The sequence below is a fragment of the Kitasatospora sp. NEAU-CNBT7 genome (assembly GCF_057220535.1).
Genome location: NZ_JBXQQB010000011.1, coordinates 85,442 through 101,102, shown reverse-complemented (window position 1 = coordinate 101,102; position 15,661 = coordinate 85,442). Strand labels below are relative to the sequence as shown.

15 protein-coding genes are annotated in these 15,661 nt (G+C 75.3%); 7 read left to right on the top strand and 8 right to left on the bottom strand.

The window, feature by feature from the left end; translation table 11 throughout:
* Positions 1–14 precede the first annotated feature (14 nt).
* A complete protein-coding gene (locus AC2TEW_RS17065) occupies positions 15–1,016 on the top strand; it encodes an endo alpha-1,4 polygalactosaminidase (protein ID WP_484624200.1) in 1,002 nt (333 codons plus the stop codon).
* Positions 1,017–1,060: 44 nt separating this feature from the next.
* Here the strand turns inward: AC2TEW_RS17065 and AC2TEW_RS17060 are convergent, their stop codons facing one another.
* The 4 genes from AC2TEW_RS17060 to AC2TEW_RS17045 all read right to left on the bottom strand — a co-directional run bounded on the left by AC2TEW_RS17060 (position 1,061) and on the right by AC2TEW_RS17045 (position 5,506).
* Positions 1,061–2,155: an ARPP-2 domain-containing protein gene (locus tag AC2TEW_RS17060; protein ID WP_484624199.1), complete on the bottom strand. Its 1,095-nt coding sequence runs from the start codon at positions 2,153–2,155 to the stop codon at positions 1,061–1,063.
* On the bottom strand, positions 2,152–3,612 hold the full coding sequence (locus AC2TEW_RS17055; RefSeq protein ID WP_484624198.1) for a hypothetical protein: 1,461 nt from the start codon (positions 3,610–3,612) through the stop codon (positions 2,152–2,154). Before AC2TEW_RS17055 ends, AC2TEW_RS17060 begins: the two co-directional genes overlap by 4 nt.
* 167 nt (positions 3,613–3,779) lie before the next feature.
* Positions 3,780–4,421 carry an MBL fold metallo-hydrolase gene (locus AC2TEW_RS17050; protein WP_484624197.1) on the bottom strand — a complete coding sequence of 214 codons (642 nt, stop codon included), beginning with the start codon at positions 4,419–4,421 and terminating at the stop codon, positions 3,780–3,782.
* Complete coding sequence (locus AC2TEW_RS17045; protein ID WP_484624196.1) at positions 4,421–5,506, bottom strand: S-(hydroxymethyl)mycothiol dehydrogenase; 1,086 nt, start codon at positions 5,504–5,506, stop codon at positions 4,421–4,423. Before AC2TEW_RS17045 ends, AC2TEW_RS17050 begins: the two co-directional genes overlap by 1 nt.
* A 256-nt stretch (positions 5,507–5,762) precedes the next feature.
* Here AC2TEW_RS17045 and AC2TEW_RS17040 point away from each other — a divergent pair, with 256 nt between their 5' ends.
* Both AC2TEW_RS17040 and AC2TEW_RS17035 read left to right on the top strand, forming a co-directional pair.
* Entirely contained in the window at positions 5,763–6,347 is a 585-nt protein-coding gene (locus AC2TEW_RS17040; RefSeq protein WP_484624195.1) for a hypothetical protein, read from the top strand.
* A 32-nt stretch (positions 6,348–6,379) separates the two neighbouring features.
* Complete coding sequence (locus tag AC2TEW_RS17035) at positions 6,380–6,859, top strand: hypothetical protein (protein ID WP_484624194.1); 480 nt, start codon at positions 6,380–6,382, stop codon at positions 6,857–6,859.
* Between the two features lie 136 nt (positions 6,860–6,995).
* Here the strand turns inward: AC2TEW_RS17035 and AC2TEW_RS17030 are convergent, their stop codons facing one another.
* The 4 genes from AC2TEW_RS17030 to AC2TEW_RS17015 form a co-directional block, all read right to left on the bottom strand.
* A complete protein-coding gene (locus AC2TEW_RS17030) occupies positions 6,996–7,850 on the bottom strand; it encodes an oxygenase MpaB family protein (RefSeq protein WP_484624193.1) in 855 nt (284 codons plus the stop codon).
* Between the two features lie 86 nt (positions 7,851–7,936).
* On the bottom strand, positions 7,937–8,602 hold the full coding sequence (locus AC2TEW_RS17025) for a class F sortase (protein WP_484624192.1): 666 nt from the start codon (positions 8,600–8,602) through the stop codon (positions 7,937–7,939).
* A 123-nt stretch (positions 8,603–8,725) separates the two neighbouring features.
* A complete protein-coding gene (locus AC2TEW_RS17020; RefSeq protein ID WP_484624191.1) occupies positions 8,726–9,130 on the bottom strand; it encodes a hypothetical protein in 405 nt (134 codons plus the stop codon).
* A gap of 227 nt (positions 9,131–9,357) precedes the next feature.
* Entirely contained in the window at positions 9,358–10,611 is a 1,254-nt protein-coding gene (locus AC2TEW_RS17015) for a PucR family transcriptional regulator (RefSeq protein WP_484624190.1), read from the bottom strand.
* Between the two features lie 550 nt (positions 10,612–11,161).
* Here AC2TEW_RS17015 and AC2TEW_RS17010 point away from each other — a divergent pair.
* The 4 genes from AC2TEW_RS17010 (at position 11,162) to AC2TEW_RS16995 (ending at position 15,552) form a co-directional block, all read left to right on the top strand.
* Positions 11,162–11,782 (top strand): hypothetical protein, encoded by a 621-nt coding sequence (locus AC2TEW_RS17010; protein ID WP_484624189.1) that lies wholly within the window; start codon positions 11,162–11,164, stop codon positions 11,780–11,782.
* Positions 11,783–12,097: 315 nt separating this feature from the next.
* Positions 12,098–13,744: a DUF6801 domain-containing protein gene (locus tag AC2TEW_RS17005; protein ID WP_484624188.1), complete on the top strand. Its 1,647-nt coding sequence runs from the start codon at positions 12,098–12,100 to the stop codon at positions 13,742–13,744.
* A 96-nt stretch (positions 13,745–13,840) separates the two neighbouring features.
* Positions 13,841–14,770, top strand: coding sequence for an ABC transporter ATP-binding protein (locus AC2TEW_RS17000; RefSeq protein WP_484624187.1), 930 nt, complete (start codon positions 13,841–13,843; stop codon positions 14,768–14,770).
* Positions 14,767–15,552, top strand: coding sequence for an MlaE family ABC transporter permease (locus AC2TEW_RS16995; protein ID WP_484624186.1), 786 nt, complete (start codon positions 14,767–14,769; stop codon positions 15,550–15,552). The genes AC2TEW_RS17000 and AC2TEW_RS16995 overlap by 4 nt, the downstream gene beginning before the upstream one ends.
* Positions 15,553–15,661: the final 109 nt, after the last annotated feature.

Below are 15,661 nucleotides of genomic sequence, written 5' to 3'. Positions count from 1 at the left end.
CCCCAGGAGTGCACGTGCGCCGACACGCTTCCCCCGTTCTCCGCCGCAAGGCCGTACTGGCCGCCCTCGCCGTGGGGGTGGTCGCCGCCTGCGGCGCCGGATTCGCGCTCTCCGACGCCTCGGCCGGCCAGCGCCCCGGCCGCCCCACCCCCCGGCCCACCCACGCCGGACACCGCCCGTCCCCGGCGGCCACCGTCCCGGCCCCCGCCACCCCGGCCCCCGGCACCCCGGCCACCCCCGCGGTCCCGTCCGCCTCCTCCGCCGCCCCGGCCGGGGCAACGCCCAAGGCCACCGGGAAGGTCGTCCTGCCGACCCCCGACACCGGCTTCGACTACCAGATCGGCGGCCCCTACCAGCCGCCCGCCGGGGTCGGCGCGGTCTCCCGCGACCACACCGCGCCGCCGGTCCCCGGGCTGTACAACGTCTGCTACCTGAACGCCTTCCAGGCCCAGCCCGACGCCACCGCCTGGTGGCAGGCCAACCACCCGGCCCTGCTGCTGCGCGACGGCCAGGGCAGCCCGGTGATGGACGAGGACTGGGGCGAGGCCCTGCTCGACGTCTCCACCCCGGCCAAGCGCACCGAGCTGGCCGCGGTGGTGGGCGGCTGGATCGACGAGTGCGCGGCCAAGGGCTACCAGGCCGTCGAGCCCGACAACCTGGACTCCTACGAGCGCTCCGGCGGCCGCCTCGACAAGTCCCACAACGCGGCCTTCGCCCAGCTGCTCGCCACCCGGGCGCACGCCGACGGGCTGGCGATCGGCCAGAAGAACACCACCGACCTGATCGACCGCCGCCAGAGCATCGGCTTCGACTTCGCGGTCTCCGAGGAGTGCGGCCACTACGACGAGTGCGGCGCCTTCGCCTCCGCCTACGGCAACCGGGTGTTCGTGATCGAGTACAACGCCGCCGACTTCGCCAAGACCGGAAAGGTTTGGGGAAGAACGTGGTCCGGGGGGCAGCGCAACAGCGACGTCCGCCCGGCCGGCCGCTCCGGCTACGTGTTCAAGTCCTGCTGACCGGGGTGGGCCGGCTCCCGGCCGGGAGCCGGCCCACCAGTCGCTCACCGCGCCGCCCGGTAGCCGTCCAGTACGTCCTGCCGGAGCATCGCACCGAACCCCGCGGACTCCAGCCGCAGACCCAACTGCGCTTCGCTGACCCCGAGTTCCGCCGCGGTGTCGCCCAGGTGCCAGTCGTGCGCGGCGAGCCGGTCGAGCAGGTGCCCGCGGCGGACCTGGCTCTCCGACAGCCGGAAGGTCTTCAGGTAGGCGATCCGGCCGTCCCCGTCCAGGATCGCCTCCCCGAGGTGGTTCTCCTGCTTGGGCGCGAACGGCGGCACCAACCGGGCCAGCGTGAACCGGCCCATCCGGTACAGCGTCCGGACCCCGTAACGGGGACCGAGCAGCCCGCCGGCGAGCACCGAGCCGTGGAAGTCGGCCCACTCGGCCTCCTGCCGCCGCGCCGCCGCCCGCAGATCGGCCAGCGAACGGATCCCCGCCCCCGGGATCCGCGCCCGGAAGTCCGGCACCGGTGCCATGTACGTCGCGTAGTGGTGGATCAGCTCGCCGTACAGGTCCAGCACCAGCGTGGGGTGCAGCGCCCGGTAGTCCTCCGGATGCGGCACCACGAAGGCGCCCGCGAGCGCGTCCGCGACGTACACCACCAGCCCGCACTGGCCCGGATGCAGCTCGAACACCCGCAGCGCGTCGGCCAGCCCCCGCACCTCCGAGCCCTGGTACGCCTCCTCGGCGCGCGGCGGCAGACCGTGCCGGACGGCCCGCTGCGACCACTGCTCCCAGACGATCGGCGGCCCGCCGGCGTGCCGGGCCAGGTACCCGTCCACCGCGAGCTGCTGCGGCAGGAAGCGCTGCCTGGTCCGGCGGCCGCCCATCCGGCCGGACAGCCGCAGCGGCATCCGCTCCGGCAGCGTGCCGCCCGCCGCCAGCTGGGTGCCGTACGCCGCCGCGGCCGTGCCGTCCTGCGCCCAGTCGGCGACGAACCCGTGCGGCACATAGCCCAGTTCGGCGTCGGCCGGCCCCGCCGGCCGGTGCAGCCGCAGACCCTCGACGGGCTCCTCGCGCACCAGCGGCACCAACCGCACGGCGCCCCACACCTGGGACGGCCGGGCCGTCAGCCCGGTCAGGTCGAGCGTGCTCACTGTGCCTCCCTGGGCATTGTCAGACACGGCCCTGGCGCCGGGACTGCCAGGAACCGCCCGGTGGCGGCGGCCAGGTGGTCCCGCAGCTCGGCCAGGCCGGTGCGGCCCTCGGCGAAGCGCGCGAACTCCACCAGCGCCGGCAGGTCCTCCGCGTCCCGCAGCCCGGCCGTCGGCACCCCCGCCGCCAGCCGGCGCACGTCGAACCCGTCCGCGTCGTACACCGGGTTGAGGTGCACCACGGCGGTCCGGCGGTCCGGGTCCAGCCTGGTCCGCCAGATCCGCAGCACCTCGCCGGCCAGGCCGGGCGGTGCGTTGTCCCAGCCGTCGGAGACGATCAGCAGACGCTCGGGCGCGGTGTCCAGCGCGTCCAGGATCCGCAGCCCGAGCGGGGTCGGACCGGACGGGCGGGCCAGCAGCGGATCCGTCCGCCCGGAGGTCCACAGCCCGGTGTAGTCGGCCGCCAGCGCCTCCAGCAGGTGGTGACAGGCCAGTGCCACCGCCAGCGGACGGCGGCGCTTGGCCCCGGAACCGTCCGTGGAGAAGCTGTCGTCCAGCACCGCCGCCACCCGCCCCCAGCGGCCGCGCTGCCCGCCCGCCACCCGCAGCGCCGCCGCCCGCAGCGCGCCGGTGAGCTCGGCCCGCCGGGCCACCCGGTCCGCCGCCGGCAGCGCCAGCACGTACGAGGCCAGCCGGGTCAGCGGCATCAGCCCGAGGTCCGCCCGGACCGCGCCCGCGCCGAGCCGCCCCGCCGACTCCTGCAGCCGCAACTGCTCCAGCCGGGTCATCCGCGGCGCGATCCGCTCCAGGAACTCCGCCCGCGGTACGCCCTGGCGGGCCGCGAAACCCTCCGCGACGGTGTACGGCAGCTCGAACAGCGCGGAGCGCTGGTAGTGCGCCCGCCGCCAGCTCTCCAGGATCGGCGTCGCGTACCGGGCGGCCCGGCCCGGCGCGAACAGGAAGTCACCCAACTCCGGCGCGGCGGGCGCCAGATGGGCATGCCGGACGGCCTGCTTCAGGGCGCCGCGGTACTTCACCGCATCGAGCGCCGGGTCCGGCCGCGCCGCGATCCAGTCCCGGATGAGGGCCCTGGTCCGGCGATTGTTCACCTTCGCCCGGCGCAGCGCGCCGAACAGCCCGTACACCCGCTGCGGCGGCAGCAGCGCCAGCCGCCGGGCGATCAGCCGGCCCTCGGTACGGCGCTGCTCCGCGCTCGCCTCGGCGGAGCTCTCCAGCAGGCGCCGCACGATCAGCGCGGCGTTGTGGTCGTTGATCTCCAGGGCCAGCGTCGCCGCGTACAGCTCGCGGTAGTTGCCGAGGATGTAGGCGTGCAGGAAGTCCAGCGACAGGCGCTGCTCGGCGGCGTCGGAGTGGAACTCCCGCTGGCCGGTGGAGGTGATCGCCGCGTTGACGAAGAGCAGGACGTCCTCGGCCGCGACCAGGTCGCCGTACGTGTCCACCGGACCCCTCTCACGGGCTGGTTCGGATGCCGGCCGGGGAGTGGGGGCGCGAACTGCGAATCATTGCGGTAGAGGCAGGTTCCGGAAGTCGCGCCGGAGTCCCGCGGCCGGCCCTGGGACGCTAACAGAGCAGGCCGCGGGAGGTCCAAGCGATATCCGCGGACCGCTCAGCGACCGCGGCGGATCCACTCGTCGAGCTGCGGGGCCTCCGCGCCGATGGTGGTGTCGTCACCGTGCCCGGTGCGCACCACGGTCTGCGGCGGGAGGGTCAGCAGCCGGCCGCTGATCGACCGGACGATGGTCGGGAAGTCCGAGAACGACCGCCCGGTGGCACCGGGCCCGCCCGCGAACAGGGTGTCGCCGGTGAAGACCGTCCCGAGCTGCGGCGCGTACAGGCAGACCGCGCCGGGCGCGTGCCCGGGGGTGTGCAGCACCGTCAGCGCGACGCCCGCCACCTCGAGCTGCTGCCCGTCGGCCAGCGGACCGTCCGGGTCGCGGTCCGGGTGGGTCTGCTTCCACAGCGCGGTGTCGTCCGGGTGCAGCAGGATCGGCGCGCCGGTCAGCGCGGCCAGCGCCGGGCCGGCGTCGATGTGGTCGTTGTGGGCGTGGGTGCAGACGATCGCCGTCACCCGGCGGTCGCCGACCACGGCGGCGATGGCCGCGGCGTCGTGCGCCGGGTCGATCACCAGCGCCTCCCGGTCGTCGCCGACCACCCAGACGTTGTTGTCCACCTCCCAGCTGCCGCCGTCCAGCTCGAAGGTGCCGGAGGTGACCACCCGCTCGATCCGGGGGCCCGCGGTGCCCGCCATCAGAACACCACCACCGAACGCAGGACCTCGCCCTCGTGCATCCGGGCGAAGGCGTCCTCCACCCCGGTCAGCGGGATCGTCTCGCTGACGAACGCCTCCAGGTCCAGGCGGCCCTGCAGGTAGAGGTCGATGAAGACCGGGAAGTCCCGGCTGGGCAGGCAGTCGCCGTACCAGGAGGACTTCAGCGCGCCGCCGCGCCCGAACACGTCCAGCAGCGGCAGCTCCAGCTTCATCTCCGGCGTCGGGACGCCGACCAGCACCACGGTCCCGGCCAGGTCGCGGGCGTAGAACGCCTGCTGGTAGGTCTCGGGCCGTCCCACCGCGTCGATCACCACGTCCGCGCCGTGGCCCCCGGTGAGCTCCCGGATCGCCTCGACGGCGTCGGCGGAACGGGAGTTGACGGTGTGGGTGGCGCCGAGGCCGGTGGCCCCGGCGAGCTTGCGGTCGTCCAGGTCGACCGCGATGATCCGGGCCGCGCCCGCCAGCCGGGCACCCAGGACGGCGGCACTGCCGACACCGCCGCAGCCGATCACGGCGACCGTGTCGCCGCGGCCCACCGCGCCCGTGTTGAGCGCCGCACCGAGCCCGGCCATCACCCCGCAGCCCAGCAGACCCGCGACCGCCGGCGCCGCCTTCGGGTCGACCTTGGTGCACTGCCCGGCCGCCACCAGGGTCTTCTCCGCGAACGCGCCGATGCCCAGCGCGGGGGACAGCGGCGTCCCGTCGGTCAGCGTCATCTTCTGCACCGCGTTGTGCGTGTTGAAGCAGTACCACGGCCGGCCGCGCCGACAGGCCCGGCACTGCCCGCACACGGCGCGCCAGTTGAGGATGACGAAGTCCCCGGGCGCCACCTCGGTCACCCCGGGTCCGACCGCCTCCACCACACCGGCCGCCTCGTGCCCCAGCAGGAACGGGAACTCGTCGTTGATCCCGCCCTCCCGGTAGTGCAGGTCGGTGTGGCAGACACCGCACGCCTGCACCTGGACCAGGGCCTCGCCCGGCCCGGGGTCGGGGACCTTGACGGTCTCCACCCGCACGGCCGCACCCTTCTCCAGCGCGACCACTGCCTGTACCTGCTGAACCATCCGCCAGACACCCTTCGTCCGCCGGCGCGCTCGTGGCGCGCCCGGTCTGTCACGTCGGCCGCCGCGACGGCGTGCACCGCGCGGGCGACCGGTCTGCCCGCCTCCGAACCTACCGCTGTCCGGCCGCCGCCGAGAGACGCCCGCCCGATCCGCCGCGCCCTGGTTCACGATCCCTGGTTTACGAGCCCACGCACGGGTGAGACGAGCCCCGGGCCGGGCATCCCGTCCGGCCGACGCGTCCTTCAGGAGGGTTCGCATGGCCTGGCTGATCGTGATCGTCGCCGTGCTGGCGGTACTGGCCGCCGGGCTCGCCGTCGCACTGCCCCGGATCCGGACCCGGCAGCTGCGGGCCCGGTTCGGCCCGGAGTACGAGCGCGCCCTGCGCGGCCACGGGGACGACGTCCGCGGCGCCGAACGGGAGCTGACCGCCCGGATCCGCGACGACCGCGCGCTGCGGCTGCGCCCGCTCGCCCCGGCCGAGCAGGAGAACGTCCGGCGGGGCCTCGCCGAGGTCCAGGAGCAGTTCGTCGACGACCCCGGGCGGGCCGCCGGCGAGGCCGAACGGCAGCTCACCGGCCTGCTCGACCGGCTCGGCTACCCCGCGCAGGGCCGTACCGAGGCCCTGTCCGTGCACCACGCCACCGCCCTGCCGGCCTACCGCACCGCCCTCGGGACGCTGGAACGCGCCCAGGCCGTGCAGGTCGGCACCGAGGAACTGCGCCACGCCCTGCTCGCCGTCCGCGACCTGACCCTGCGGGTCCTGGCCGCCCAACCGGCCGCCCCGGCCGCCGCCGGCCGTCCGGCCGCGCTGCACAAGGCCCCGGCCCCGCGCACCAGCTGACCCGCCGCCGGGAGAAGGAGAGGACCACCGCCATGCCGCACAACGAAGCCCAGCAGCCGGGCCCCGCCGCCCGCACCACCGTCCCCCGCCAGGCCGATCCCGGCGAACCGCACCGGGCCGCGCCGCCGGAGCCCCGGCCGCAGTCGCCGTCCCGGGCCGGCGACCACCCCACCCGTACCCTGCGCGCCGTACTGCCGGGCGAGCCGGACCCCACCGGACGGCCGGGCGGCTGGCTGGAGCCGGAGCGGGTGGAACGCCTCACCGCCGAGTGGCGGGCCGTCCAGAGCGGTTTCGTCGACGACCCCGGGCAGGCCGTCCGGGCCGCCGACGACCTGGTCGGCAAGGCGGCCGGGATGGTCACCGAGGCCATCACCGAGCAGCGCGGCGAGCTGCGCGTCGCCACCGACCCGTCCGACGGCGACACCGCGGGCGACACCGAACGCCTGCGGCTCGCCCTGCGCGACTACCGCACCCTGCTGGACCGGTTGCTCGCGCTGCAGGCCCCGCGCTGAGCGCGCCGCACGCGGACGGGCCCCGGCGCGGATCGGCCGGGGCACGCCGGTGCTGCGGTGCGGTGTCACCGCGGTGGCGCCACCGGCCTGCGCGGGCGGCTCCGGCAACGACCGAAATGATCACCGGCCCCGGGCGTCACCGCTCGGCGAGCCTCGCCCGGGCCGCCCGCAGGTGCGGGCCCTCGCGCAGCGCGGCGGGCAGCGGGAGCAGGACCGTGCGCAGCGCCCGCGCCTCGACGGTGGCCACGGCGTCGGTGAGCTGCCAGCCGGGCCACCCGTACATCCGCCGGGCCCAGCCGGGGAGCAGCGCGAAGGAGAGCCCGGCCACGGCCGACCAGGCCGGGCGGGCCGGGGTCGCCCAGGCGGCCCAGCCGGGCATCGGCGGGACGAGCACCAGCCGGGCCGCCGAGCGGGCCGCCGGGGTGGCCCGCAGCCGGCCGCGGCCGCGGACCTCGGTGAAGTACCCGGCCAGCTGCTCGCGGGTCTCCGGCACCGGATGGCCCGGCGCCACCCCGAGCAGCCGGGGGATCCGGGCCTGCTCGGCGAGGTAGCGGTCGGCCTCGTCGGGCGGCAGGTCCAGACCGGCCCGGCGGGCCACGCCGAGGAAGGAGTCCACCTCGCAGCAGTGCACCCACACCAGCAGCTCCGGGTCGTCGGCCCGGTAGCGTGCCCCGGTCACCGGGTCGGTCCCGCGGACGCGCCGGTGCACCCGGCGGACCCGCTCGACGGCCTCGCGCACCTGCTCCCCGGTGCCGTACGTGGTCACGCCGACGAACGAGGCGGTACGGGCGAGCCGCCCCCACGGGTCCTCGCGGAACGCGGAGTGCTGCGCCACGCCCGCCATCGCCAGCGGGTGCAGGGCCTGCAGCAGCAGGGCCCGCAGCCCGGCCAGGCCCATCACCGGGTCCGCGTGCAGCCGCCACGACACCGAGGCGGGCCCGAACAGGCCGGCCGCGGGGACGGCGCCGGGCGGGGGAGCGTCGACAGCCACGGGTTCCTCCCGGGAGACGTGCTGGTCCCTCCAGTGTCCGCCGCGGCGCGCCCGCTGCCCAGGGCCGGGCGGGGTCCGGACAGGCCCTAACGGACCGACTCGAGGTGGGCGAAGACCACCACGTTCGAGGTGTAGTCCTTCTTGGTGCGGTCGTACGAACCGCCGCAGGTGATCAGCCGGAGCTGGGCGTCCGGCGTGTCGGCGTACACCCGCTTGTCGGGGAAGGCGTCCTTCTCGAAGGTCTCCACGCTGTCGACGGTGAAGACGGCGACCTTCTTGTCGGCCCGGGTCACCTCGATCTTGTTGCCGGGCAGCAGCACCCGCAGCATCAGGAACACTGCCGGCCCGGTCTTGGTGTCCACGTGCCCGGCCAGCACCGCGGCGCCCGCCTCGCCGGGGGAGGCGCCGTCGCGGTACCAGCCGACCAGGTTCTTGTCGTCGACCGGCGGCGCGTTGAGCTGGCCGGTGGCGTTGAGGGTCAGCTCGGTGGTCGGCGCGTCCACCATCAGCTGGGGGATCCGCACCCGGGTGGGGGCGGAGCGCGGGAGGACGGGGCCGCGCTTGGCGGGCGGCCCGGCCGCGGCGGTGGCGGGCGGCGCCGGGACGGCGGGGGCGGCGACGGCCGGCGCGGCGACGGAGGACCCGGCGGGCGTGGCGTCGACCGAGTTGTAGAGCACGAGGGCGCCGAGCGCCGTCGCGGCCAGGCCGAATCGCAGCAGCCGGCCGGTGCGCTGCGGGGGCGGACGGTCCATCGGGCGGGCCTTTCTGGTGGTGGAGCCACGGGTGGTGAACCCCGCAACGCCCTGCCGGGCTGCCACCGCGGTGCGGCGGGCCGGCAGGGCGTCGGGGCGGTGCGGGTGCGGGGTGACCGGGGGTCAGACCGCGGCACCCGCGGCGGTGGCGGAACGGCGGCGGCGCAGCGCGAGCGCCGTCACGCCGATGCCGCCCGCCAGCAGCGCCGCACCGGTCGCGGCCCCGCCGCCGGACAGCGCCAGACCGCCGCCACCGGTGTGGACGCCACCGTGCGGCGCCTTGTACTCGCCCTTGCTCTCGGTCTTGCTCTCGGTGCCGTGCTCCTCGGCCGGCTTGGCCTCCTTGGTGTCCTTGGCCTCCTTGGAGCTGCCGGAGTCCTTGGAATCCTTGGTGGCCGTGTCGTAGCCCTCCCAGCTCTTCTGGGTGCTCGTATCGCTCGCGCCGTCGGCGAGGGCGATGGCGGGGGCACCGAGGACCAGGGTGGCGGCGAGGGCAGCGCCGGTCGCGAAAGTACGTGCAGAACGCATGAGGTGTGTCCTTCCGGGGCTTGCGAGGGCCGGCCCGTCGCCGGCTCGTCAGATCGCAGAAGCACCGTTCCTCACCGTCCTCGGCCCGTCGGCGGGTCGCATTCGGAGGGCGCCCTCCCGGGGTATTCGCTGGGCCCTTCGGGTGGCCGTGGTCAACCGGGCGGCGCGTCCTGCCGAAGCCTTCCGTTCCTGCGGGCCCGCGTGCGGTAAAGGGCCGTGCCGGGCGTTCAGTCGCAGCGCTGCGGCGACCCGGGCGGTACCGGGCCGGCCGGGTGCGGCGGATCGGCCGGATCGGCCGGGCCCGGCGCGGGATCGGTGAGGTGCAGGGCCCGTAACGCGACCTCGGTGGCGAACCGGGTGTCGGCGTCGGCGAGCTGGTCGCCGAAGGCGCGCTCGAGGGTGCGGATCCGGTAGCGGACGGTCTGCGGGTGCACCCCGAGCTGCTCGGCCATCTCACCGGCCGTGGCCCGGGTGGTGAGCCAGATCCGCAGGGTGTCCAGCAGCCGGGCGCGCCGGGCCGGGGTGAGGCCGGCCAGCGGGGCGAGGTGGCGCTGCGCGATCTGGTCGGCGAGTGCGCGGTCGCCCAGCAGCCAGAGCTGGACCAGGTGGTCCTCGCAGTACACCGGCGCCGGGGGTGCACCCGGGCCGCCGGGCGCCGGTTCCCGGTCGGCGGTCAGGGCGAGCAGCTGCCGGGCCCAGCGCAGCGAGTGCGCGGCCTCGCCGAGCGGCGTGGTCAGCCCGACCGCGGCCGGGCAGCCGGCCAGGGCGGTGGCCAGCGCGCGGCGGCGCCGCTCGTCGAGGGGGCCGGGGACCAGCAGGTACGGTTCGCGGCCGGCCAGGTCCACCAGCACGTCCCGGTCGAGCGCCGCGCGGGCGGGCCGCGCGCCGGGGCCCAGCGCGACCAGGGTGACCTCCTGCGGCAGCGGCCAGGCGGCCAGCTCCGCCAGTTCGGCCAGCGCGCCGCGGGCCACCGAGGTGCCGCCGAGGATGCGGCGCAGCAGCCGGCGGCGGCGGTTGTCCGGTTCCTCGCCGAGTTCGGCCATCGCCTGGAGGTAGCCCTCGCGGGAGAGCTCGGCGATCTCGCCCATGTAGGCGAAGAGCGCGTCGGCGAACGCCATCAGCACGGTCGCCGAGAGGTTGTAGCGGCGCCCGACCGTGCGGACCCGGCGCAGCGCCACCTGGCAGCCGATCCGGTAGGCGTCGTGCAGCATGTCCAGGCTGCGGCCCTCGTACGCCTCGTGGCGGCCGAAGCCGCGGCAGATCTCGTCGCGCAGTGCGGTGGTGGCGGCGGGGGCGGCGACCTGGTCGACGAAGGTGGCGATGTTCTGTTCGATGCCGACCCTGATCACCCGGGCGTTGGGGCCCTCCAGGAGTTCCCGGTACTCGGGGATGACGGTGACGATCTCGGCGGCCATCTCCTTGAGCAGGCCGGGGAGTTCGGGGCGCATCACGGCGGCCAGTTCGCGTGGGATCTGTTCCATCGGCGCCGCCCCGGCTGCCTTCGGTGGCCTGGCCATGTGGTCCCCCTGACGGTCGGCCGGGCGGCGGCGGGCGGCCGGACCGGTCCCCGCCGGGGCCGGTCGGCGCGCCGGCGCGGCTTCCGGCGGTTCGCTGCTGACCGTGCCCGGCCGGTGCGGCTCGGTCGGGCGCGTGCGCACAACATGTGGTGGTGCGCCGAAGATAGAGCACGAGCGGTGTGCAGCGCAGCACCCAGGTAACGCGAACCCTGCTCCTGGGCAAAGGAGTTGGCTCCGGCAGCGGGCGCCGTCCGGGGGGCCGGTACTCACTTCGGGACAACGGTGCGGACGTTTCTCATCGCGCGCGGACAAGAATTTACCGGCGGGTAGCGAAGTCCGGGGGAAATGGGGCCGGGGCGTTGCGCGGCCTCATTACCGGTGCGTAACGTCCCACCTCAGCGGGGCGACCCCCACATTCCGCCCCGCTTCCCCGGACCGTGCGGTCACCGAATTCCCGTTGTCGGACAGGAAGTCCGGATGATCCCGCACGCCGACTCTCGGAAAGGACCAGCCTGTGCGCACCACAGTCAAGGGCGCCCTTGTCGCCGTAGCCGCGCTCTCCGCCGCGGCCGGCCTGGCGCTCGCCCCCGCCACCGCCACCACCACGGCCACCTGGACGGCCAGCCCCGGCGGCGCCTGGACGGCCAAGGCCGCCTCGCCCAAGCTCACCGACACCAGGACCGGCACCAAGCTGACCTGTTCCTCCTCCTCCGCGGCCGGTGTGCTCAGCAGCGGCAACGGCCTGCCGATCTCCACCATCTCCTCGGTGAGCTGGGCCAGTTGCACCGGCCCGCTCGGCATCACCTTCGCCGTCACCCCGCAGAACCTGCCCTGGGGCATCAACGCCCTGACCTACAACTCCGCGACCGGGGTCACCACCGGCACCGTCACCGGCGTGAAGGCCCACATCAGCGGCGCCGGCTGCACCGCCGACTTCGCCGGTCCGACCAGCACCACGCCCGCCACCCTCACGGGCACCTACAGCAACTCCACCAACACCCTCACCATCAGCGGCGGGGACCTGCACGCGTACAACGTCTCGGGCAGCTGCCTGGGCCTGCTGAACAACGGCGACGCGGCCACCTACAACGCCGCCTACGTCCTCAGCGCCCCGCAGGCGATCACCTCCCCGTGAGCTGACGCAGGCGCCGGCTGCCGGCTCCGCCCCGCCGGATCGACCCGGCGGGGCGGAGCCCGCACGCCCGGCCCCACCCGCCCCGGCCGGACGCCGGTCCGCCGGACACTCATCCGCTGACAACCCGTCAGATCGTGATTGTCACCGGATGACAGGAAATCCGGGGGCGGCCGGCGGCCTTGCACCATTCCCGGCGCGATTGCTTGTGACGCCTTGTTACCCGGCCGTAGTGTCCTGCCTCCCGCGAAGTTCGCCCCCGTTCCTTCCGTGCCCGGCGCATCCGCGAACCCGCCGACCCGTCCGAGGAGTGCTGCCATGAGGGACGCCGTGACCCGCCGCCGCTCGGCGCGGGCGGCCGCCGCCGCGGCGGCCGTGCTGCTGGCCGGCCTGGTGCCCGGCGGCTCCTCGGCGGCCGACCCGGCGGCCGGGCCCGCGCAGGTCGCCCACAGCTGTACCACCGCGAGCGGCGCGGCCGTGGCGGTGACGGCGGCCGTGGCGCAGAGATACCCCGCGACGGCCGCGGTCGGCACCCCGTTCGGGCCCGGCCCGGCCACCGTGACGGTCACCGTGCCCCGGGACGGCCTGGCCGCCCTGCTGCCCGCCGGGGCCACCTCCGCGGGCGGTAGCGCGACCCTGACCGTGCGGGTCGCCCAGGGCGACTCGGCGGCCGAGACCGCCTGGCCGGACCTGCTGGTGGCCGCCACCCCGGTCCCCGCCGACGGCGACCTCGTGCTCACCGCCGTCGGACCGGCGACCCCGGTCACCGTCACGGCGCCCGGCCCCGTGGTGTTCACGGTGACGGAGCTGACCCTCGACCTCGGCCCGGCCGGGAGAGCCCCCGTCGACTGCACACCCGCCGCCGGCGCCGCGCCCCTGGGCACCGTCCAGGTCCCGGGCACCCCCTCGCCCGCACCGTCCGAGCCCGCGCCGTCCATCCCCGCGCCGTCCACCCCCACACCGTCCGTTCCCGCGCCGCCGGTTCCCGCGCCGTCCCCGGCCGCCGGGACACCGGCGGACGCGGCGCCGACGCCCGCCGCTCCGGCCTCCGGGCGGCTCAGCACCCCGCCCGTACCGCTCGGCACGCTGCCGGGCAGGCCGCGGCGGCCGAGCACCGTCAAGGTGCAGCCCGCCCGGCACTCGGGCGTCAACACCTGCCCGGACGCGCCCACCGGGGAACTCGACCCCCACCGGCTACCGCCGGTACCCGACGGCGCCACCGTGATCCCGTTCCCCGACATGGACCCGTTCCCGGACGTACCCGCGTGCGCCTTCGCGGTCGGCTACGCCAACGTCCACAAACTCGGCCAGGCCGCCCTGGTCAACGACCCCGGCCACGGGCCGGCGCTCGCGGCGCTCAACATGACCCGCCGCTTCGTCACCCTGTGGGACCCGGCGCCCGGCCAGCAGCCGTACTTCGAGGCCGACTCGCTCGGCTACCTCCGACTGCCGCCCTCCGACACCTCGTTCCTCACCTACGGATTCGTGCCGACCACCGCGAAGATGGAGCTGGTCCCGCAGGGCCCGCTCACCATCGTGGCCACCGGCAACTCCGACTGGGACCAGCCCGCCGAGTTCACCATCGGCGGTTACCAGTCGCTGCGCCTGTACGACGTGAAGATCAACGGCACGCCGCTGGACGTCGGCCCCGACTGCCGCACCAGCCGGCCCGTCGACCTCCGGCTCACCGGCCGCCAGGACGACTACCTGCCGGGCGGCGGCGACGGCAAGCCCGACTACACGTTGCAGGGCGGCGGCCCGCTCACCCAACGCGACCTGGACATCCCCCCGTTCACCGGCTGCTCGGCCGGCGGCGAGGACCTGGACGCGCTCTTCACCGCCGCGGTCTCCGGCAGCGGCAACACGCTCAACCTGATCCAGGGCGCGATCTGCACCCCGACCAGCGACCAGCCCAACGGCTGCGAGCCGGAGATCGAGCTCCCCGACCTCCCGCACCGCCGCTGAACCACTGCTCCGCCGCGCCACCGCACGGCCGAACCGCCGAACCGCCGAACCGCCGAACTGCTGACCGCCGACCGCACCGGACCCCCGGGAGGTGTGATGGGAATCGAAGTGACCGTCGAAGGCCTCACCAAGTCCTTCGGACCGCAGACCGTCTGGCAGGACGTCACGCTGACGCTGCCGCCCGGCGAGGTGACCGTGATGCTCGGGCCCTCCGGCACCGGCAAGACCGTCTTCCTGAAGTCCGTGATCGGCCTGCTCAAACCCGAGCAGGGCCGGGTCCTGGTCGACGGCGTCGACATGGTCAACAGCCCGGAACGGGAGATCTACCGGGCCCGGCGGCTGTTCGGCCTGATGTTCCAGGACGGCGCGCTGTTCGGCTCGCTCAACCTCTACGACAACATCGCCTTCCCGCTGCGCGAGCACACCCGCAAGAAGGAGAGCGAGATCCGCCGCATCGTGATGGAGCGGATGGAGATGGTCGGCCTGGTCGGCTCCGAGGCCAAACTGCCCGGCGAGATCTCCGGCGGGATGCGCAAACGCGCCGGACTCGCCCGCGCCCTCGTCCTCGACCCGCAGATCGTGCTCTGCGACGAACCCGACTCCGGCCTCGACCCGGTCCGCACCTCCTACCTCTCCCAGCTGCTGATCGACCTCAACGCGCAGATCGACGCCACCATGCTGATCGTCACCCACAACCTGGACATCGCCGCCACCGTGCCCGACAACATCGGCATGCTGTTCCGCCGCGAGCTGGTCGCCTTCGGACCGCGTGAGGACCTGCTCGCCAGCCGCATCCCGGTGGTACGGCAGTTCCTCAGCGGACGGCGCGCCGGACCGATCGGCATGTCCGAGGAGAAGGACGAGGCCGCGCTCGCGCTGGAGCGCGCCGACGGCCCCGGCGCCGAGCCCGACCGGCCGCGCCCGGTACCGGCCCAGCTGGAGCCCTCGCCGGGGCTGCCCGCCAGGCGGGCCGTCGAACGCCGCCGGACCCGGCAGCACGGCCTCCTGCCGGGCGGCGCCGCATGAGCGCGGTCGGCAACAACCCCGTCGCCGGGGCGCTGGCCCACGCCGGCCGGCTGTTCGCGCTGGGCGCCACCACCGTCCGCGACACCTTCCGGCGGCCGTTCCAGGTCCGCGAACTGATCGAGCAGTTCTGGTTCCTGGCGAGCGTCACCATCCTGCCCGCCGCCCTGGTGTCGATCCCGTTCGGCGCGGTCATCGCGCTCCAGGTCGGCTCGCTCGCCCAGCAGCTGGGCGCCCAGTCCTTCACCGGCGGCGCCAGCGTCCTGGCCGTCATCCAGCAGGCCAGCCCGCTGATCGTGGCGCTGCTGATCGCCGGCGCCGGCGGCTCCGCGATCTGCGCCGACCTCGGCTCCCGGAAGATCCGCGAGGAACTGGACGCGATGGAGGTGATGGGCGTCTCGCCCGTCCAGCGCCTGGTGGTGCCCCGGGTGCTCGCCGCCACCGCCGTCGCCGTCCTGCTGAACGGCCTGGTCTCGGTGGTCGGCACGCTCGGCGGCTACTTCTTCAACGTGCTGCTCCAGCACGGCACCCCGGGCGCGTACCTGTCCAGCTTCTCCGCCCTCGCCCAGCTCCCGGACCTGTACATCAGCGAGTTCAAGGCGCTGGTCTTCGGGTTCATCGCCGGCCTGGTCGCCGCCTACCGCGGTCTCAACCCGCGCGGCGGCCCCAAGGGCGTCGGCGACGCGGTCAACCAGGCCGTGGTGATCACCTTCCTGCTGCTGTTCCTGGTCAACGTCGTGCTCACCGCGGTGTACCTGCGGATCGTCCCGCAGAAGGGAGCCTGAGCCGTGGCCCTGCTCGGCCGTGCCACCCCGCCCGCCGGCCCCCCGCCCGGCGGACCCCCGCCCGGCGGACCCCCACCCGGTGACAGCCCCGCGCCGCCCAGCCGCTCCC